This is a genomic window from Erythrobacter sp. SD-21 (assembly GCF_000181515.1).
GTDB lineage: Bacteria > Pseudomonadota > Alphaproteobacteria > Sphingomonadales > Sphingomonadaceae > Qipengyuania.
The window spans coordinates 413,364-429,945 of sequence record NZ_ABCG01000002.1; the positions used below are offsets into that span (position 1 = coordinate 413,364).

Annotated in this window: 21 protein-coding genes; 11 read left to right on the top strand and 10 right to left on the bottom strand. The window is 63.8% G+C overall.

What is annotated here, in order from left to right:
* The first annotated feature begins 15 nt into the window (after window positions 1-15).
* Genes ED21_RS05330 through ED21_RS05350 form a run of 5 tightly spaced genes read left to right on the top strand, consistent with a single transcriptional unit; the run spans window position 16 to window position 5,205 of the window.
* Window positions 16-609 carry a protein-L-isoaspartate O-methyltransferase gene (locus tag ED21_RS05330; RefSeq protein ID WP_006832820.1) on the top strand — a complete coding sequence of 198 codons (594 nt, stop codon included), beginning with the start codon at window positions 16-18 and terminating at the stop codon, window positions 607-609.
* Window positions 610-614: 5 nt separating this feature from the next.
* Window positions 615-2,123, top strand: coding sequence for a TolC family outer membrane protein (locus tag ED21_RS05335; RefSeq protein ID WP_156787347.1), 1,509 nt, complete (start codon window positions 615-617; stop codon window positions 2,121-2,123).
* Between the two features lie 60 nt (window positions 2,124-2,183).
* Window positions 2,184-2,687 carry a DUF2497 domain-containing protein gene (locus tag ED21_RS05340; RefSeq protein ID WP_006832822.1) on the top strand — a complete coding sequence of 168 codons (504 nt, stop codon included), beginning with the start codon at window positions 2,184-2,186 and terminating at the stop codon, window positions 2,685-2,687.
* Window positions 2,688-2,729: 42 nt separating this feature from the next.
* On the top strand, window positions 2,730-4,838 hold the full coding sequence (locus ED21_RS05345; RefSeq protein WP_006832823.1) for a S9 family peptidase: 2,109 nt from the start codon (window positions 2,730-2,732) through the stop codon (window positions 4,836-4,838).
* Window positions 4,831-5,205 carry a ferredoxin gene (locus tag ED21_RS05350; RefSeq protein WP_006832824.1) on the top strand — a complete coding sequence of 125 codons (375 nt, stop codon included), beginning with the start codon at window positions 4,831-4,833 and terminating at the stop codon, window positions 5,203-5,205. The genes ED21_RS05345 and ED21_RS05350 overlap by 8 nt, the downstream gene beginning before the upstream one ends.
* Here ED21_RS05350 and ED21_RS05355 read toward each other — a convergent pair.
* Window positions 5,202-5,501 carry a hypothetical protein gene (locus tag ED21_RS05355; protein WP_034921635.1) on the bottom strand — a complete coding sequence of 100 codons (300 nt, stop codon included), beginning with the start codon at window positions 5,499-5,501 and terminating at the stop codon, window positions 5,202-5,204. The two genes, ED21_RS05350 and ED21_RS05355, sit on opposite strands and share 4 nt — an antisense overlap.
* A gap of 112 nt (window positions 5,502-5,613) precedes the next feature.
* On the opposite strand from ED21_RS05355, the gene ED21_RS05360 reads away from it, so the two are divergent.
* From ED21_RS05360 to xth, 3 genes are read left to right on the top strand one after another with little or no spacing between them, the layout of a single operon-like run.
* Window positions 5,614-6,045: a CBS domain-containing protein gene (locus tag ED21_RS05360; protein WP_034921637.1), complete on the top strand. Its 432-nt coding sequence runs from the start codon at window positions 5,614-5,616 to the stop codon at window positions 6,043-6,045.
* A 31-nt stretch (window positions 6,046-6,076) separates the two neighbouring features.
* On the top strand, window positions 6,077-6,406 hold the full coding sequence (erpA, locus tag ED21_RS05365) for an iron-sulfur cluster insertion protein ErpA (protein WP_006832827.1): 330 nt from the start codon (window positions 6,077-6,079) through the stop codon (window positions 6,404-6,406).
* A 38-nt stretch (window positions 6,407-6,444) separates the two neighbouring features.
* Window positions 6,445-7,230 carry an exodeoxyribonuclease III gene (xth, locus tag ED21_RS05370; protein ID WP_034921639.1) on the top strand — a complete coding sequence of 262 codons (786 nt, stop codon included), beginning with the start codon at window positions 6,445-6,447 and terminating at the stop codon, window positions 7,228-7,230.
* 61 nt (window positions 7,231-7,291) lie between these two features.
* Here xth and ED21_RS05375 read toward each other — a convergent pair whose 3' ends face one another.
* From ED21_RS05375 to ED21_RS05415, 9 genes are all read right to left on the bottom strand, one after another.
* Window positions 7,292-7,894 (bottom strand): cell wall hydrolase, encoded by a 603-nt coding sequence (locus ED21_RS05375; protein WP_006832829.1) that lies wholly within the window; start codon window positions 7,892-7,894, stop codon window positions 7,292-7,294.
* A 243-nt stretch (window positions 7,895-8,137) separates the two neighbouring features.
* The gene (locus ED21_RS05380; RefSeq protein ID WP_006832830.1) at window positions 8,138-8,479 is read right to left on the bottom strand and encodes a DUF1491 family protein; all 342 of its coding nucleotides are present in this window, start codon (window positions 8,477-8,479) and stop codon (window positions 8,138-8,140) included.
* Window positions 8,476-8,934, bottom strand: a complete 459-nt coding sequence (locus tag ED21_RS05385) for a PaaI family thioesterase (RefSeq protein ID WP_006832831.1) — start codon at window positions 8,932-8,934, stop codon at window positions 8,476-8,478. Before ED21_RS05385 ends, ED21_RS05380 begins: the two co-directional genes overlap by 4 nt.
* A 24-nt stretch (window positions 8,935-8,958) precedes the next feature.
* The gene (hpf, locus tag ED21_RS05390) at window positions 8,959-9,531 is read right to left on the bottom strand and encodes a ribosome hibernation-promoting factor, HPF/YfiA family (protein ID WP_006832832.1); all 573 of its coding nucleotides are present in this window, start codon (window positions 9,529-9,531) and stop codon (window positions 8,959-8,961) included.
* 72 nt (window positions 9,532-9,603) lie between these two features.
* Window positions 9,604-10,293, bottom strand: coding sequence for a DNA polymerase III subunit epsilon (gene dnaQ / locus ED21_RS05395; RefSeq protein WP_006832833.1), 690 nt, complete (start codon window positions 10,291-10,293; stop codon window positions 9,604-9,606).
* 51 nt (window positions 10,294-10,344) lie between these two features.
* Entirely contained in the window at window positions 10,345-10,962 is a 618-nt protein-coding gene (gene coaE, locus ED21_RS05400) for a dephospho-CoA kinase (RefSeq protein WP_006832834.1), read from the bottom strand.
* Window positions 10,959-11,810 (bottom strand): shikimate dehydrogenase, encoded by an 852-nt coding sequence (gene aroE / locus ED21_RS05405; protein WP_006832835.1) that lies wholly within the window; start codon window positions 11,808-11,810, stop codon window positions 10,959-10,961. The genes coaE and aroE overlap by 4 nt, the downstream gene beginning before the upstream one ends.
* The gene (locus ED21_RS05410) at window positions 11,807-12,403 is read right to left on the bottom strand and encodes a nucleoside triphosphate pyrophosphatase (RefSeq protein WP_006832836.1); all 597 of its coding nucleotides are present in this window, start codon (window positions 12,401-12,403) and stop codon (window positions 11,807-11,809) included. Before ED21_RS05410 ends, aroE begins: the two co-directional genes overlap by 4 nt.
* The gene (locus tag ED21_RS05415; protein WP_006832837.1) at window positions 12,400-13,293 is read right to left on the bottom strand and encodes a pyruvate, water dikinase regulatory protein; all 894 of its coding nucleotides are present in this window, start codon (window positions 13,291-13,293) and stop codon (window positions 12,400-12,402) included. The genes ED21_RS05410 and ED21_RS05415 overlap by 4 nt, the downstream gene beginning before the upstream one ends.
* 273 nt (window positions 13,294-13,566) lie before the next feature.
* Here ED21_RS05415 and hemE point away from each other — a divergent pair, with 273 nt between their 5' ends.
* The 3 genes from hemE (at window position 13,567) to rho (ending at window position 16,492) form a co-directional block, all read left to right on the top strand.
* Window positions 13,567-14,592, top strand: coding sequence for a uroporphyrinogen decarboxylase (hemE, locus tag ED21_RS05420; RefSeq protein ID WP_034921467.1), 1,026 nt, complete (start codon window positions 13,567-13,569; stop codon window positions 14,590-14,592).
* Window positions 14,593-14,623: 31 nt separating this feature from the next.
* Window positions 14,624-15,070, top strand: coding sequence for a CopD family protein (locus ED21_RS05425; RefSeq protein WP_006832839.1), 447 nt, complete (start codon window positions 14,624-14,626; stop codon window positions 15,068-15,070).
* Window positions 15,071-15,226: 156 nt separating this feature from the next.
* Window positions 15,227-16,492 (top strand): transcription termination factor Rho, encoded by a 1,266-nt coding sequence (gene rho, locus ED21_RS05430; protein WP_006832840.1) that lies wholly within the window; start codon window positions 15,227-15,229, stop codon window positions 16,490-16,492.
* Window positions 16,493-16,582: the final 90 nt, after the last annotated feature.

Consider the following 16,582-nt stretch of genomic DNA (forward strand, 5'->3'; position numbering starts at 1 on the left):
GCCTTCGGATTTCTTATGCAGACGACCAAGACCCGCCCCGACTACACCGCCGCAAGGAAGGCGATGATCGACAGCCAGCTGCGCACCAGCGGCGTCAACGAAGCGTTTGTTCTTGAACGCATGGGCACTGTCCCGCGCGAGGATTTCGTGCCCGAGGCGGCAAAGGGTACGGCCTACATGGACCGCGCGATCCGTCTTGAAGGCGGCGGCTCGCTGCCTGCTCCGCTGTTCCACGGCGCGATGCTGGCCGAAGCCCGTCCGACGGCGGAGGACACGGTCCTCGTCATCGATGGCGGCAGCGGCTACCTGACCGCGCTGGTCGAGCCGCTGGTTTCGTCGGTGAAGACCATTTCCGCCGCAGAGGCCCTGTCGGCCAAGAAAGGCAATTACTCGCTCGTGCTGGTGGACGGCGCGATCGAACATGTTCCGGCCACTATGGCCAAGCTGGTGGCCGAGGGCGGCCGGATAGTCACCGGTCTCGTCGAGCGCGGCGTCACTCGTCTCGCCACGGGCCGCAAATCGGGCAAGGCGCTCGCGCTGCTGCCGCTCGCCGAAATGGGCGTGCCGCGCATGGGCGCGTTCGACAAGCCGGAGAGCTGGAGCTTCTGAATATGATGAGGGGAGGGGTCGTGAAGAAACTGGCACTGTCGTGCAGCGCATGTGCGCTCGCGCTCGCGGCAAGTCCCGCGCAGGCGGACACGCTGCAGGAAGCGCTGACGCAGGCCTATACCAACAACCCGACGATCGAGGGCGCCCGTGCGAACCTTCGCGCAACGGACGAAAATGTGCAGATCGAGCGCTCGGCCGGTCTCCCATCCGCCGAAGCTACTGCTGCGGCGACTGAATTCGTCCGCCAGAGCGATGCCAACCGGGCATTTTCTCCCGAGCGTGCGCTGACGGTCGGCGTCGATCTGGGCGTGCCCCTCTATTCTGGCGGTGCCGTCAAGAACAGCGTCCGCGCGGCCAAGGACCGTATCGAAGCAGGCCGCGCTGACCTGCGCGGAACCGAAAGCGCGATTTTTACCCGGGTCGTCGCCGCCTATATGGACGTGCTGCGCGGCCAAGCACTCGTTGCACTGTCGGCCAACCAGGTCGATGTACTCGGGGTGAATGTTCAGGCCACCTCGGACCGGTTCGAAATCGGCGACCTCACGCGCACCGACGTGGCGCAGTCCCAGGCCCGTCTCGCCATCGCGCAGGGCGACCTGCGCAGCGCGCAGGCCAATCTGATCGCCGCGCGCGAGGATTATATCGCGCTGGTCGGAGAGGCTCCGACCGACCTTCAGGCACCCCCGCCGCTCCCCGGTCTTCCGGCAAGCGCCGAGACGGCAGTCGATGTGGCGCTGGAAAACAATCCCGATCTTATCGCCGCGCGCGAACGCGCTGCCGCTTTCGGTTACGATATCGAGGTAGCCGGCGCGAGCCGCCTTCCGCGGATCTCCGTTTTTGCCGGCTACGACTACCAGAATTTCCTCGGCACCAGTCCGGCGCGCGTTTTCGATCCCGATGATCCGAGCGTCCCTCTGGTACCGGCAGACCAGACGACCGCCGCCGCGCAGGCTGGCGTCTCGCTGCGCGTTCCCATCTTCCAGGGTGGGCGCCCCGCAGCCTTGCAGCGACAGGCAACCGCACGCGCGACCGCCGCTCTGGAGCAGGTGATCGCTGCCGAACGCGATGTGATCGCACAAGTCCGCTCGGCCTATTCGAGTTTGCAGGCGAGCCTTGCCATCATCGAAAGCTCGCAATCGGCGGTCGACGCCGCTGCGCTCAGCCTCGAAGGCGTGCGGGCGGAAAACTCGATCGGCAATCGCACCATCCTCGACGTGCTCAACGCCGAGCAAGAACTACTGCAGAGCCGCGTCCAGCTCGTTACCGCGCGGCGCAACGCCTATGTTGCGGGCTTCTCTCTGCTCGCTGCCATGGGCCGCGCCGAGGCGCGCGATCTGGGACTGGGCGACGAGGGCGTGCTTTACGATCCGCTCACCAATTACGAGCGCGTCAGCGGGCGGATCTGGGACTGGGATCGCGATCCCGCGCCTGAGGCCACCAGCACTTCGACCGCGACCGTTCCTGCACAAACAGCGGACATTCCCGAGATTGCCGACGAGCCGGTTAGCAACTAGCATCGCCTCACGGTCCCGAATCGGGAACGGACAGGGTTTGAGCAGGGGACATATCGCGCAATGCAGAATCACGGCGAACCGTCGGTCGAAGAGATCCTCGATTCGATCAAGAAAGTGATCGCGCGCGACAGCGAGACGCGTGCCGCGGCCATGCCCCAGCGCCGACGCGGCCTCGTGGCCGGCGGGGCCGATCCAGTCGATGCCGAGGAAGCCGAAGACGTGCTCGAACTGGGCGCGGGGCTGGGCGAAGAGCTCATCCTCGAAGACGATGCCGATCTCGACGCCGTCTATGGCGAGGAGCCGGGCGAAGACGAGGCCGAGGAAGACGGCCTGATCGCCGACGCCACGCGCAGCGCGATGCAGCAGAATTTCGCCGCGCTCACCATGCTCGCCAAGCCCGGCAAGCACCCGCAGATCGTGCGTCAGGGCGAAACCTCGCTCGAAGGGCTGGTGCGCGAGATGCTCCGTCCGATGCTGGCCAAGTGGCTCGACGACAACCTGCCCGGGATGGTCGAAGGACTGGTAAAGGCCGAAATCGCCCGCATCGCCGGCAAGAAGCGCTAAGCCCCTTCTACAGCGACAGATTGCGCGCTACACCGCGCAGCCATGACAACACGCATCAGGGTCGCCGTCCCGCTCGCCAGCGCCATTGCGCTCCTCGCCACCCCGCTCGCCGCACAGGACGCGCACGAACCGATGCGGGCGGAAGACCTAGTGACGATGCCGCGGCTCGGCAGCCCCACGGTTTCTCCCGACGGCACCTTGGCGGTCTATTCGGTCACCATGACAGATAGCGAGAGTTTCGCCCGGTCGAGCCAGCTCTATCTGCGCTCACTCGCCAACACCGAGGCGAAGCCCGCGGAAATCGACCTTGAAGGTAGCGGCGCAACATTCGGCGGCGACGGCTGGCTCTATTACCTCACCAGCAACGCCGACAGCGACAGCACGCAGGTCTGGCGCGCCCGCATCGGCGCGGATGGCAGCGTGACTGGCGCCAGCCAGGTGACCGACATTGCGCGCGGCGTGAACGGTTTCCACGTCTCCGACGCGGGCGACCGCATCGCGATCTGGACCGATATCGCGCGCAGCTGCACCGCGATTGACTGCGACGACAGCGCCAAAGCCTATGCGCCCGGCCCCGGCGACGGGCGGCTTTACAACGCGGAAGACGGTTTCTTCCGCCATTGGGACGCCTGGGAAACGCCCGGCACCTACAGCCGCGTCTTCGCCTTCCCGCTGGAAAACGGTGTGGCCACCGGTACCGGCATGGCGGTCGACGGCCCCATGGGCGCCGGCGGCCCAAGCGGCGATACGCCGGGCGCGCCTTTCGGCGGCGGCGAGGATATCGCTTTCGCGCCCGATGGGTCCGGCATCTACTTCGCCGCGCGCGAGGCCGGGGCCGAGGAGCCGCACAGCGTCAATTTCGACATCTGGTGGAGCGACCTCTCCGGCTCCGCACCCCTCAATCTCACCGCGGCCAACGAAGCGCTCGATCTGCTGCCGACGCCTTCGCCCGACGGCCAGTTCCTCGCCTATGTCGCCATGGCGCGCCCAGGCTATGAAGCGGACCGGCAGGTGGTCATGCTGCGCGACCTCAAGAGCGGGGTGACCACCGCGCTAACGGGCGATTTCGACCGCAGCTTCGGCAGTCTCGCATGGACGCCCGACTCGCGCTGGCTGGTGGCCACGGCGCAGGACGTGCTCGACACGCCCGCTTTCCGCATCGATCCGCGCAGCGGCGCGGTCGAGAAGCTCGACCTGATGGCAGGCAACGAGGCGCATCTCGGAAACCTCACACCGCTGTCTTCGGGCGGTATCCTCTTCACGCGCGATTCGATCGGCGCGCCTGCCGAACTGTTCCTGTCGAAGAACTGGGGCATGGCGGAACCGCTGACGCAGGTAGCCGCACCTACAATCGGCCAGTTCGCCCCCGTCGTGGTCGAACGCTTCAGCTTTCCCGGCGCCAATGGGGACACGGTCTGGGGCCAGATCACCAAGCTGGAAGGGCACGAGGGCCCCATCCCGGCCATCCTCTATGTCCATGGCGGACCGCAGGGTTCGTTCAACGATGGCTGGTCGAGCCGTTGGAATCCGCGCGTCGTCGCAAGCCAGGGCTACGCCGTCATCTCGGTCGATTTTCACGGCAGCACGGGCTACGGGCAGGCCTTTACCGACAGCATCAACGGCGATTGGGGCGGCAAGCCGCTCGAAGACCTCAAGCTGGGCCTCGCCGCCGCGCTCGAACGTGACGATCAGATCGACGGCAGCCGCGCCTGCGCGATGGGGGCAAGCTATGGCGGCTACATGATGAACTGGATTGCGGGCAACTGGCCCGACCGGTTCGACTGCCTCGTCCAGCACGACGGGCTCTTCGACATGCGCAGCTTCTATTATACGACCGAGGAACTGTGGTTTCCCAAGTGGGATTTCGGCGGAAGCTACGCCGAAAACCCGGAGAGCTACGAGCGCTGGAATCCGGTGAATTACGTCGAAAACTGGAAGACGCCGATGCTGGTGATCGCGGGCGAAAAGGACTTCCGCGTGCCCTATACGCAGGGCCTCGCTAGCTTCACCGCGCTGCAAGAACAGGGCGTGCCGGCGCAGCTGCTGGTCTTCCCGGAAGAGAATCACTGGGTGCTGGGCGCGAAGAATTCGCTCCAGTGGCACAACACGGTCTTCGCCTGGCTCGACCGCTGGCTGAAGCCGGATGAGTAAGAAAGGCCTCGCCAAGGCGCAGGCGGCACTCGGCAAGATCGGCGGCGAGACCGCGCAAAGACAGATTTTCCTATGCGCGATCAGCGAGAAGCAGAAATGCTGTTCGCGCGAGGACGGCAAGGCCGCGTGGAATTACCTCAAGAAGCGCCTGAAGCAGCTCGATCTGGTGGGGCGGGGCCGCGTGGTCCAGCGGACCAAGGCCGATTGCCTGCAGATTTGCGCGCACGGCCCCATCGCCGTCGTCTGGCCGGAAAACGTCTGGTACCACTCCTGCTCCGAGGAAGTGCTCGAAGCGATCATCCAGCGCCACCTCATTGGTGGTGTACCGGTCGAGGAATACCGGCTGCGCAGCGCCGAAGATGACTAGTCTTCGTCGATCCGGTTGTCGGGCAGGTTGTTATCGACCGATTCGTCGTGCCCCGTGCCGGATGACAGGAACACCAGCCCCATAAGCGCGCTCGCCAGCAGCATCACGAAACCGACGCCGAGCGCGGTGGCGATGTAGAAGTGCACCGAAACCTCGCCGCCAAACTTGTAGAGCAGCGCCAGCGCGATGAGCACCAGGCCGAGCGTGACGAGGAACATGAAACGCATGATCCGCCGGTAACGCGCCCAAGCGAAGGCGGCCGCTTCGGGATCGTCGAGAGGTGATTTGCCAGTCATCGCCTCTCCCATGGCCCTCATGCGTGCCACTGGCAACGCCCCAAAATGCGCCGATTCGCCATTTCGCCGCAAAAATGGCATCCTCCCCGACACTGGTATCGTGGAGGCGTGCATGAATATCGCGAAGCTTATCGAATCCCGCAGCAGTTCCGACATCATTTCGGTCACGGTGGACCAACCGGTAAGCGATGCAATCACCCTTTTGGCCTCTAAGCGGATCGGCGCCCTGCCGGTCATGGAGGAAGGCCGGGTCGCAGGCATCTTTTCCGAGCGCGATGTGATTTACCGCCTCGCGCATGAAGGCGAGACCTGCCTTTCGCGCCGGATCGGCGAGGTGATGACCTCGCCTGCAATCACGGTGGAGCGCAGCATGCTCGTCGACCAGGCGCTGGCGCTGATGACCCGCCGCCGCATCCGCCACCTGCCCGTTATCGATGGCGAGGCGATGTGCGGGTTCATCTCGATCGGCGATCTCGTCAAATCGCGGATGGACGAGGTCCAGCACGAGGCCGACGCCATGCGCGATTACATCGCTCACGCTTGAGGCCGGGCCTCGCGCTCCCTACATCACCCGCATGGCCGAAATGCTCACCCTGACCCCAGCCGCCGCCAAGCGCGTTGCTGCCATCGCCGACAAGCAGGCGAAACCCCCGGTCCTGCGCCTATCGGTGGAGGGCGGGGGATGTTCCGGCTTCCAGTACAAGTTCGACCTCGCCGAAGGGCCGGAAGACGACGATTCGGTGAGCGATACCGATGGCGTGAAGCTGGTCGTCGATTCGGTCAGCCTCGACCTTGTGGCGGGCAGCACGGTCGACTTCGTCGAATCGCTGGGCGGCGCGGCTTTCCGCGTCGAGAACCCCAACGCTGCGGCCGGGTGCGGCTGCGGATCGAGCTTTGGGATTTAGATTAGACCCGCGGCGATGCTTGAGGCATGGATGCCTCCATGAAAATCGCCACTTTCAACATCAACGGTATCAAGGCGCGCCTGCCGCGCCTCCTCGAATGGCTCGAGGAAACCCGCCCCACCGTCGCCTGTCTGCAGGAAATCAAGACGATGGACGAGGGCTTCCCGGCGGAAGAGTTCGAGAAGATTGGCTACCAGGCCATCTGGCACGGGCAGAAGAGCTTCAACGGCGTGGCGATCCTCTCCGACGGGACCAAGCCGGTCGAAATCCAGCGCGGTCTGGACATCGACGGGCCGAAGGAAGGCGAGGGCGAACAGGCGCGCTATCTCGAAGCCGAGGTGAACGGGATTCGTATCTGCAACCTCTACCTGCCCAACGGCAACCCGCATCCGGGGCCCAAGTTCGACTACAAGCTGGCCTGGATGGAGAAACTGCGCGGGCGCATGGCGCAGATCTGGGCCGAGGAAGTGCCGGCCGTCGTGCTCGGCGATTTCAACGTTATTCCCGAAGACAAGGACGTCTGGTCGCCCAAGGCCATGGCCAGCGACGCCTTGATGCAGCCCGAAAGCCGCGACGCGTACAGACGCTTCCTCGCCAACGGATGGACCGATGCGATCGACACGCTCAATCCCCGCGGCGGGGTGTGGACCTATTGGGATTACCAAGCCGGCGCTTGGCAGCGCGATCACGGATTCCGGATCGATCACCTCCTGCTCTCGCCCGAAACCGCCGACCGCATGGTCTCCGCCGGTGTCGACAAGGAATACCGCGGGCGCGAGAAGTCGAGCGACCACACGCCCGTCTGGGTCGAATTGCGCGACTGAGCACACAAAAAGGCCGCCGCACGCTGGCGACGGCCCTTTCTGTCTCTTCGCTATCCGCTAATCAGCGATAGAAGATGTGCGTCTTGATCGCGGCGCGGCGCGTCATGCGCGAAGCCCAGCGCGGCTTTACGTAAGTCGCGTGGAAATAGAGCGAATCCTGCGCCTCGCTGTCCCACAGGCCCTGATGAGCGATGCGGGCAATCGCAGTGGCGCGCTTCCACGCGTCCGAGCCGGTCTTGATGCGGGGCATCGATCCGCCGCGCACGAAGCTGAACTGGGCGCGCTGGTAGACGACGCCGCAATAGCTTTCGGGGAAACGGCTCGATTCCGAGCGGTTGATCACGACCTGCGCCACGGCCAGCTGGCCGGCCAGCGGCTCGCCGCGCGATTCGAAATAGACGGCGCCGGCAAGGCAGCGCATTTCGTCGGAAAGTTCGCCTGTAGCCGGCATCGCAGCGACGAGGTCGCGCAGGCTATCGGCCTGGGGCAGGTTTCCGGTGAATTCCTGGGTTGCTTCCTCGGGAAGCTCCTGGATCACTTCTTCGCTGACGAAGACCGGAACCACCTCTTCGGTGAGTTCGGCAATCGGCTCGGTGACCTCGGATTCGGTCGCCTGGGCGACCTGTGCGCCGGTTTCTTCCGCACCGGCAAACGTTGCAATCATAGTTGCGGCGGCTGCCGCAAAACCAAGAACAGACTTTCGCATAGTTCCGCTTATCTGGGCGGTGAGTAGCTGTCGCAGGCTGGGAACCGGTGCGCGTTGCTTGCGTCTGGCAAATTCTGGTTCCGTTAGCGGGCCTGCCGCTTGCTCCCCGTCTGCGTGCTAGTCCATCGACCCCATTGCCAATCGGACTGCCTGCGCATCGAAGCTGGGGTGTCAAATAGTCTCATTTGAAACCGCGTCAAGTTAACGCGGGGATGAATCTACCAGCCGTTCCACTTCGGGACCGTCGAGTTCGACGAACCAGCAGTCGGGATCCTGACGTTGCCTTTTGGCGACATATTCGTCGAATTCCTGTGGATTTTCAGAGTTCTGCTCACGTGTGCAAGTGAAGCGCCGGGACCCGTCCAACTGCGGCATACGCTCCCACAGGCGTGCATTATTGCCACTATGCATGGTTAATATCACCACGGTCCCAGCATCGTATTCACCCTTTTGCAAGACCATTCCGAACCCGCCGAGGCCTTGGGCAAGCTTGATGAGGCCGGCCACTTCGAGATGCGCGGGCAGCCGCGCTTCTTCGGTCATCCCTGGTAACCAGCCAGGCTGGAGAGGGGTATCCGCGATTTCATGAAGGTGCCCGTGCCGCGTCCGATTTCCTCGCCCTCGGCATCGACCAGCCGCGATTCGGCCACGAAAACGCGGCGGCGTCCGCTGACCCAGCGCCCCTCGGCCACGACCTTGCCATCGCGCACGGGCTTGCTGAAATGGAGGTTGAAGCTGGTGGTGAGGAGGAAGCGGTCAGTGACCAGCGTGTTCGCGGCGTAGAAAGCCGCATCGTCGAGCATCTTGAAATAGATCGTACCATGCGCCGCACCGGCAGCGTGGAAGCAATCCTCGGTCACGTCGAAGGTGATTCGCGCAGTCCCCTCGCCGGTCACTTCGAGCGCCGAGGCGAATTGTCCGTTGACCGGGGCGGAGGCATACAGGCTTTCCAGCGCACGCCAATGCGTCTCGGCTCCGCTACTCGCCGCCCCGTTCATCGCTAAATTCCGTCCGTCCTTCGCTCAACCGCGCGGTTCGACCCAGCCGATCGAACCATCGGCGCGGCGATAGACCATATTATGTTTCTCGGTAGCCCCGTTCTTGAAGAACAGCGCGTTGGCGTTCTGCAGATCGAGCAGCATTACCGCGTCGGCGACCGAGCATTCGGGGATGAGCGCGCTGGTTTCCGCAATCACCGGCGGGCTGTCGTGCTCGACCTCGGCCTCGGTGTCGGAATCGGGGGCGGCGAGAATCGTATAGGCGGCTTCCTGTTCGCGCATGGCGTGGTCGGCCTGTTCGTGGCGGTCCTTGATTCGGCGCTTGTAGCGGCGCAATTGCTTTTCGATCTTAGCCGCTGCCGCATCGAAGGCCTGGTGGACGTCGTGCGCTTCGGCGTGGCCCTTCAGGATGAGGCCCTGCATCACATGCGCGACAATGTCGGAGGAGTAGGACCCGCCCGCGGCCTTGCCGAAGGTCACATGGCTGGAGATCGCGCGGTTGAAATACTTTTCAACGATGCCCTGCATTCGGTCTTCGACATGGGTCTGCAAGGCTGCGCCGGTGTCGATCTGGTGGCCCGAAACACGGATATCCATGAAGTATCTCTCCTTTTAATCGCACCCCGGATTTTGACCGGCCCCGTCAGCCGGATGCAGTGCGCGGGATAATTACCCCCAGAGAGGGTTTTCTATCCCGGCCATGAATTCGCGATGCCGCGCCAGCTCTTCCGGCGTCGGCGCATGCGGACGTGCCTCGCGCCTCGGACCGTCGGGAGCCTTGCGCACGGCGACGACTTCCGTCGTGATCTCCACAGCCGCGGTTTCGGCCGCGAGTTCGAGCCCGATCTGCCGGCCGCCCTTCAGTTCGACATAGACCTGCGCCAGCAATTCGGCATCGAGAAGCGCCCCGTGCTTCACGCGGTGGCTGCGATCAATTCCGTAGCGCGTGCAAAGCGCGTCGAGCGAGAGCTTCGCGCCCGGATGACGCTTCTTCGCCAGGGCGACCGTATCGATCATGCGGCTCATGCACACCGCCTCACGCTCGCACAGCGCGAGTTCGGCGTTGAGGAAGCCGAAGTCGAAGCCCGCGTTATGCGCGATCAGCGGCGCGTCGCCGATAAAGTCCAGCAATTCGTGCGCGGTGTCGCGGAACAGCGGCTTGTCGGACAGAAAAGCGGCGGACAGGCCGTGCACCGCTTCGGCGCCGGCAGGCATGTCACGCTCGGGATTGTAATAGGCGTGGAAGGTGTTTCCCGTGGGTACGAGACTGACCATCTCGACGCAGCCGATTTCCACCATCCGGTCCCCAGTCCTGGGGTCCAAACCGGTGGTTTCGGTATCGAAGACGATCTCACGCATTAGCTAACCTATCGGACTCGTGCGCGCAGATTACAAGGGGGTTACAAGTCCCTATTTCTGGCCCGCGCCCTCCATGCGTTCACTTCGAAGCGTAGCAATAAGCGTCAGCACTTCGTCCTCGGTCTCGGCCAGCGACTGGCCGGTATCGATGACATAGGTCGCACGCTCACGCTTCTCGGCGTCGGGTGTCTGTAATCCAAGGATATGGGCGAATTTCTCCGGCGTCATGCCCGGCCGCGCCAGCACTCGGGCGCGCTGCACTTCGGCCGGTGCCGAGACGACCACGATGCGGTCGACCAGGGCCTGGCCGTCTTTCTCGAACAATAGCGGGATATCGAAGACGGCGAAGGGCGCGCCGAAATGCTCGATCAGGAAAGCCTCGCGCCTGCGGGCGACAGCCGGGTGGACGATGGCTTCGAGGCGGGCGAGGGCTTCCGGATCGCCGAACACCTGCGCGCCGAGCTTTTCGCGCAGGACGCCGGTCTCATCGGTGCTTCCCGGAAATTCCGCCTCGATTGGCGGTACGAGTTCGCCGCCCGGTCCCTGCATGGCGCGCACCTCGGCGTCGGCGTCGAAGACGGGCACGCCCGCCGCTTCGAACATCGCGGCGACGGTCGATTTGCCCATGCCGATGGAGCCGGTGAGGCCGATGATCAGCGGTTTGGTCACGCGGTGAGCCTTTCGCGCAGCTCGGCATCGTGCTCGCGCGGAGGTTCCTGCCCGAAGAAATGGGAGAAGGCCGCAGCCGCCTGGCCGATAAGCATGGCGAGCCCGTCGACGGTCTCGAAACCGGCCTTGCGGGCCGCCTTGAGAAAATCGGTCACCACCGGGTCGGTGACGATATCGTAGGCAAGCGAGCCGGGCGGGGCGTGGCTCCAGTCGAAAGCGAGCGGGGGCTGGCCGCGCATGCCCAAGGGGCTGGCGTTGATCACGAGATCGCAGCAGCCCACGCGGTCGTCGAAGGCGAAGTCGGTGGCCTCGGCGAAATGCACGAGCGGGGCGGTATGGTGTTCGCCCGGTGCCAGTTCGTCCAGCAAGGTCCGCGCCTTGGCAGGATCACGCCCGGCTACCACCAGCGTGAAGCCTTCGCTGGCGAGGGCTGCGACTATCGCGCGCGCCGCGCCGCCGGTGCCGAGCACACGCGCCATGCGAAAATAATGCTGCTGCTTCAGTCGTGCGCGCAAGGGTTCGAGGAAGCCCGCCACATCGGTGTTGCGCCCGACGAGCGCGCCGTCTTTCGCGCGGTGGATGGTGTTCACCGCGCCCACCCGCTTGGCCAGCGGCTCGAGCCGGTCGACCAGCGGCAGCACCGCCTGTTTGTGCGGCATGGTGACGTTGCACCCGCGCCAGTTCGGGTCTTCGCGCCGCGCGGCGATGTAGGCGGGAAGGTCTTCCGCTGTGACGCGATGCGCGCGGTAGTCCGCGTCGAGGCCCAGCTTTTCGAACCAGAAGCCATGGATTGCGGGCGATTTCGACTGGGCGATCGGATCGCCGATCACTTCGGCATAGTGGCTCACGAGGTGAGGACGCCTTCCTCGCGCAGCGCATCGAGCACCTGCAAAAGCGGCATGCCGAGCACGGTGAACTGGTCGCCCATGATGCTTTCGAACAATTGCACGCCGGGGCCTTCGATGCGGAAAACGCCCACGCAATAGGAAACCTCCGGCCACTCGGCCTCGAGATAGGCCGTGATGAAGTCTTCGGAGAGCTCGCGCACGCGGAGCCGCGCAAAATCCGACCCGACCCAGAAGATCTGGCCGTCCTTCGCCAGCGCGGCAGCGCTGTGGAGCGTCATCACCTTGCCGGAAAAGAAGCGCAAATGCTCGGCGGCCTGCTCGCGGTTCGCGGGCTTGTCGAAACGGTGGCCATCGACCTCGACCAGCGAGTCGCTGCCGAGTACGATCCGCGCATCCGAAACGGCAGCTGCCTTGGCCGCGGCGAGGGCCTGCGCGACTTCGGTTGGTTCCGCCCTTTCCATCTCCGCCTCGAGCGCGCGCTCGTCGACATCGGCCGGATGCGCTTCGAACGCAACGCCGGCGGCTTCCAGCATGGCCTTGCGCGACGCCGAATTGGACGCGAGCACGATGCCGCCTCCTGCAAGAGCTCTCATATCGCTTTCACTCCCTCGAACTCGCCATCCCCGCGCTGGGCGCGCTCGCCATAAAGGCGGATGACCGCAGCTGCGGTCTCCTCGATCGAGCGGCGGGTCACGTCGATCACCGGCCAGCCGTTATCGGCAAACATCCGCCGCGCGAAGGCCACTTCGCTCTTCACGCGCTCGTTGTCGACATAGTCCGTCTCCGCCTTTTCGTTGAGCGTCAGCAGGCGGTTGCGGCGGATCTGCACCAGCCGTTCGGGCGCGGTGGTGAGACCGACGACCATCGGGTTCTTCAGTTCGAACAGCTTGGGCGGCGGCGGGCTCTCCACCACCAGCGGGATATTGGCGACCTTGTAGCCGCGGTTGGCGAGATAGATGCTGGTCGGTGTCTTCGAGCTGCGCGACACCCCGGCGAGCACAATGTCGGCCTGCTCCCAATTGTCCCAGCCGATCCCGTCGTCATGCGCGATCGTGAACTGGATGGCCTCGACGCGCTCGAAATAGGCCTTGTCCATCTGGTGCTGGCGGCCGGGACGGCCATGCGCTTCCTGTCCGAGCGCCTTTTCCAGCGCCTCGGTCACGCGGTCGAGAATGGGGACGGCGGGCAGACCGTCTTGCGAGCAGACCTCTTCCAGCCGCGCACGCGCTTCGGCGTTGACCAATGTGAAGAGCACAAGTCCCGGGTTGGCCTTGAGTTCAGGTACGATCCGGTCAAGATGCTGCTTCGAGCGCACCATCGGCCAGAAATGGCGCACCACGGCGGCGTCGTCGAACTGCGCAAGCGCCGCTTTTGCAAGCATTTCCAGCGTTTCGCCGGTGCTGTCCGACAGGAGATGGAGGTGGATACGGTCGGCTATGATTGCCTCGGATTTGGGGGTGTGGACAGCCTTGGGATAAACCACGGGACAGGTCTGCCGACAAGTTCGGTGATGAATTCCGTCCCCGTTACGAGTCCTGTTCGGGCCCGATTCCCGCACAGCAAGGATCAAGTTTTGCAGAGGCTGGGGACAATGGGGAGAAGTTCGACTCGACTCAGGCCGCGTCACGATTCGCCTGTGCCCACGCAAGCCTTCCATCGGGCCCGGAAATAGGGCAGGGGCGGCTTGTGCCCGATATCCACAGGGCCAACAGACTCCATCAATCCTTATAATAACTAGGTATTATTGGACTCCTGAATGCCCGGTCTCCTTCTCGACACGCTCAACGGTACACGCTCTTCGCAGGTCCCTCTTTGGCTCATGCGCCAGGCAGGCCGGTACCTTCCCGAATATCGCGAGCTGCGCGCCCAAAAAGGCGGGTTCCTCGCCATGGCCTACGATAGCGAGGCGGCGTGCGAGATAACCTTGCAGCCCATCGACCGCTTCGGTTTCGACGGCGCTATCCTGTTTTCCGATATCTTGATCGTGCCCCATGCGCTTGGCCAGAATCTCGAATTCCTCGCGGGCGAAGGCCCCAAGCTCTCGCCACGGCTGGTCGATGCCTCGCTGGAATCGCTGACCCGCGCGCCCGAGCGCTACGAACCGATCTACGAAACGGTCCGCCTCTGCCGCCAACGTCTGCCCGAAGGGGTGACGATGCTGGGCTTTGCAGGAAGTCCCTGGACCGTGGCCACCTACATGGTGGCGGGCGAGGGCAGCAGGGACCAGCACGAAGCGCGCGCGCTCGCCTATCGCGATCCGGGCGAATTGCAGGCGATCATCGATACAATTGCGGAGCAGACGATCACCTACCTTTCCGGCCAGATCGAGGCAGGCGCCGAAGCGGTGCAATTGTTCGACAGCTGGGCAGGCAGCCTTGCTCCGAATGAATTCGAACGCTGGGTCATCGCGCCCAACGCGCGGATCGTGGCGGCGCTTGCCGAATTGCATCCGGATACGCCGGTCATCGGGTTTCCGAAGGGATCCGGCGAAAAATTGCCGGTCTATGCGCGCGAAACGGGCGTGAAGGCGGTCGGGGTGGACGAAACGCTCGATCCCGCCTGGGTGGCGCGCCAATTGCCGGCGGGCATGGCGGTTCAGGGGAACCTGGATCCGCTGCTGCTGCTGGCGGGTTCCGACCAGCTCGAAAAGCGCGTCCAAACGATCCTCGAGGCCTTCGCCGACCGGCCGCATGTTTTCAATCTCGGCCACGGCATCGACCGGCGCACGCCGATTGCGCATGTCGAGCGGCTGATTGCCGCCGTGCGAGGCTGGCAGGGATGAAATCGGCGCGTCGATCGCCTAGATTGTCGGCATGCAGGATGTACTTGTCATGACCTATCTCTGGCTCAAGGCGGGCCACATCATCTTCATGGTCTTCTGGATGGCGGGCCTCTTCATGCTGCCGCGCCAGATGATCTACTTGCACCCCGCGGCACCCGGCTCCGAGGAATCGAAGCATTGGGAAAAGCGTATGGGATTGCTGCGCAAGGTAATCCTCACTCCCAGCATCGTCGTAGTGTGGGTTCTGGGCCTTCTCCTGGCCCAAACGCTGCTTGCGTGGGGTGAGGGGTGGCTCCACGCCAAATTGTCGCTTGTGGTGCTTCTGAGCGGCTTCCACGGCTATATGGTCGCGCAATCGAAGAAGATGGCCGCGGGCGAGCGTCCGCTGACCGAGAAGCAGTTGCGCCTGTTGGGCGAGATTCCCGGCATTTTGCTCGCGTTGATCGTCATCACCGTGGTTGTTTACCGCAATATGTGACCGAAGCGGCTTCGCGATTGACGCGAGGCGAGCGGAATCCTATTTAAGCGGCCTCTACCGGCTACAGGCCCCGCATATCCGCCGGGGCCGGGTCCGCTTTCTCCAAGCCCATACCGACCTGCCGGCCACGCACACTCGAAATCTGAGTAAACATCTATGCATCTCAAGGATTTGAAAGAGAAAACGCCGGCAGACCTCGTGGCCATGGCCGAGGAACTGGGCGTCGAAGGCGCATCGACCATGCGCCGGCAGGACCTGATGTTCTGCATCCTTCGCGAACTCGCCGAAGACGAGGAATACGAAGAAAAGATCATGGGCATCGGCACCATCGAGGTGTTGCAGGACGGTTTCGGCTTCCTGCGCAGCCCCGAGGCGAACTATCTCGCCGGCCCCGACGATATCTATGTCTCGCCCAACCAGGTCCGCAAATGGGGACTGCGCACCGGCGACACGGTCGAAGGCGAGATCCGCGCGCCCAAGGAAGGCGAACGCTATTTCGCGCTGACCAAGCTCTACAAGGTCAATTTCGACGATCCGGACGCGGTGCGCCATCGCACCAATTTCGACAACCTCACGCCGCTCTATCCCGACGAGAAGCTGTCGCTCGACACGCTCGATCCGACGGTGAAGGACAAGTCCGCACGCGTGATCGACATCATCTCGCCGCAGGGCAAGGGCCAGCGCGCGCTGATCGTGGCGCCACCGCGTACCGGTAAGACGGTGCTGCTGCAGAACATCGCCAAGGCGATCACGGACAATCACCCGGAAGTCTTCCTGCTGGTCCTGCTTGTCGACGAGCGTCCGGAAGAAGTCACCGACATGCAGCGCAGCGTGAAGGGCGAGGTCATCTCCTCGACCTTCGACGAGCCGGCCAACCGCCATGTCCAGGTCGCCGAAATGGTAATCGAGAAGGCCAAGCGCCTTGTCGAGCACAAGCATGACGTCGTCATCCTGCTCGATTCGATCACGCGCCTCGGCCGCGCCTACAACACGGTGGTGCCCAGCTCGGGCAAGGTGCTGACCGGCGGTGTCGACGCCAACGCGCTCCAGCGCCCGAAGCGCTTCTTCGGCGCGGCGCGCAACATCGAGGAAGGCGGCTCGCTCTCGATCATCGCCACCGCGTTGATCGACACTGGCAGCCGCATGGACGAGGTTATCTTCGAAGAGTTCAAGGGCACCGGTAACAGCGAAATCGTGCTCGACCGCAAGGTCGCCGACAAGCGTATCTTCCCGGCGCTTGATGTCGGCAAGTCCGGCACCCGCAAGGAAGAACTCCTGGTGGGCAAGGACCAGCTTTCGAAGATGTGGGTCCTGCGCCGTATCCTCATGCAGATGGGCACCATCGATGCGATGGAATTCCTTCTCGACAAAATGAAGGATTCCAAGACCAACGAAGACTTCTTCGCGACGATGAACCAGTAAGCGATTACAATACAATGATAATCGTGAAGGGCCGCCGGATTGATCCGGGCGGCCCTTCTCGTTTCATCCCTTCATCGCTTCCAGCATCGC

Bases quoted from the DNA above. Each gene is read 5' to 3' on its own strand.
- ED21_RS05330 (WP_006832820.1), top strand. From the start codon at position 16: ATGCAGACGACCAAGACCCGCCCCGACTACACCGCCGCAAGGAAGGCG.
- ED21_RS05335 (WP_156787347.1), top strand. From the start codon at position 615: ATGAGGGGAGGGGTCGTGAAGAAACTGGCACTGTCGTGCAGCGCATGT.
- ED21_RS05340 (WP_006832822.1), top strand. From the start codon at position 2,184: ATGCAGAATCACGGCGAACCGTCGGTCGAAGAGATCCTCGATTCGATC.
- ED21_RS05345 (WP_006832823.1), top strand. From the start codon at position 2,730: ATGACAACACGCATCAGGGTCGCCGTCCCGCTCGCCAGCGCCATTGCG.
- ED21_RS05350 (WP_006832824.1), top strand. From the start codon at position 4,831: ATGAGTAAGAAAGGCCTCGCCAAGGCGCAGGCGGCACTCGGCAAGATC.
- ED21_RS05355 (WP_034921635.1), bottom strand. From the start codon at position 5,501: ATGACTGGCAAATCACCTCTCGACGATCCCGAAGCGGCCGCCTTCGCT.
- ED21_RS05360 (WP_034921637.1), top strand. From the start codon at position 5,614: ATGAATATCGCGAAGCTTATCGAATCCCGCAGCAGTTCCGACATCATT.
- erpA (WP_006832827.1), top strand. From the start codon at position 6,077: ATGGCCGAAATGCTCACCCTGACCCCAGCCGCCGCCAAGCGCGTTGCT.
- xth (WP_034921639.1), top strand. From the start codon at position 6,445: ATGAAAATCGCCACTTTCAACATCAACGGTATCAAGGCGCGCCTGCCG.
- ED21_RS05375 (WP_006832829.1), bottom strand. From the start codon at position 7,894: ATGATTGCAACGTTTGCCGGTGCGGAAGAAACCGGCGCACAGGTCGCC.
- ED21_RS05380 (WP_006832830.1), bottom strand. From the start codon at position 8,479: ATGACCGAAGAAGCGCGGCTGCCCGCGCATCTCGAAGTGGCCGGCCTC.
- ED21_RS05385 (WP_006832831.1), bottom strand. From the start codon at position 8,934: ATGAACGGGGCGGCGAGTAGCGGAGCCGAGACGCATTGGCGTGCGCTG.
- hpf (WP_006832832.1), bottom strand. From the start codon at position 9,531: ATGGATATCCGTGTTTCGGGCCACCAGATCGACACCGGCGCAGCCTTG.
- dnaQ (WP_006832833.1), bottom strand. From the start codon at position 10,293: ATGCGTGAGATCGTCTTCGATACCGAAACCACCGGTTTGGACCCCAGG.
- ED21_RS05410 (WP_006832836.1), bottom strand. From the start codon at position 12,403: ATGAGAGCTCTTGCAGGAGGCGGCATCGTGCTCGCGTCCAATTCGGCG.
- hemE (WP_034921467.1), top strand. From the start codon at position 13,567: ATGCCCGGTCTCCTTCTCGACACGCTCAACGGTACACGCTCTTCGCAG.
- ED21_RS05425 (WP_006832839.1), top strand. From the start codon at position 14,624: ATGCAGGATGTACTTGTCATGACCTATCTCTGGCTCAAGGCGGGCCAC.
- rho (WP_006832840.1), top strand. From the start codon at position 15,227: ATGCATCTCAAGGATTTGAAAGAGAAAACGCCGGCAGACCTCGTGGCC.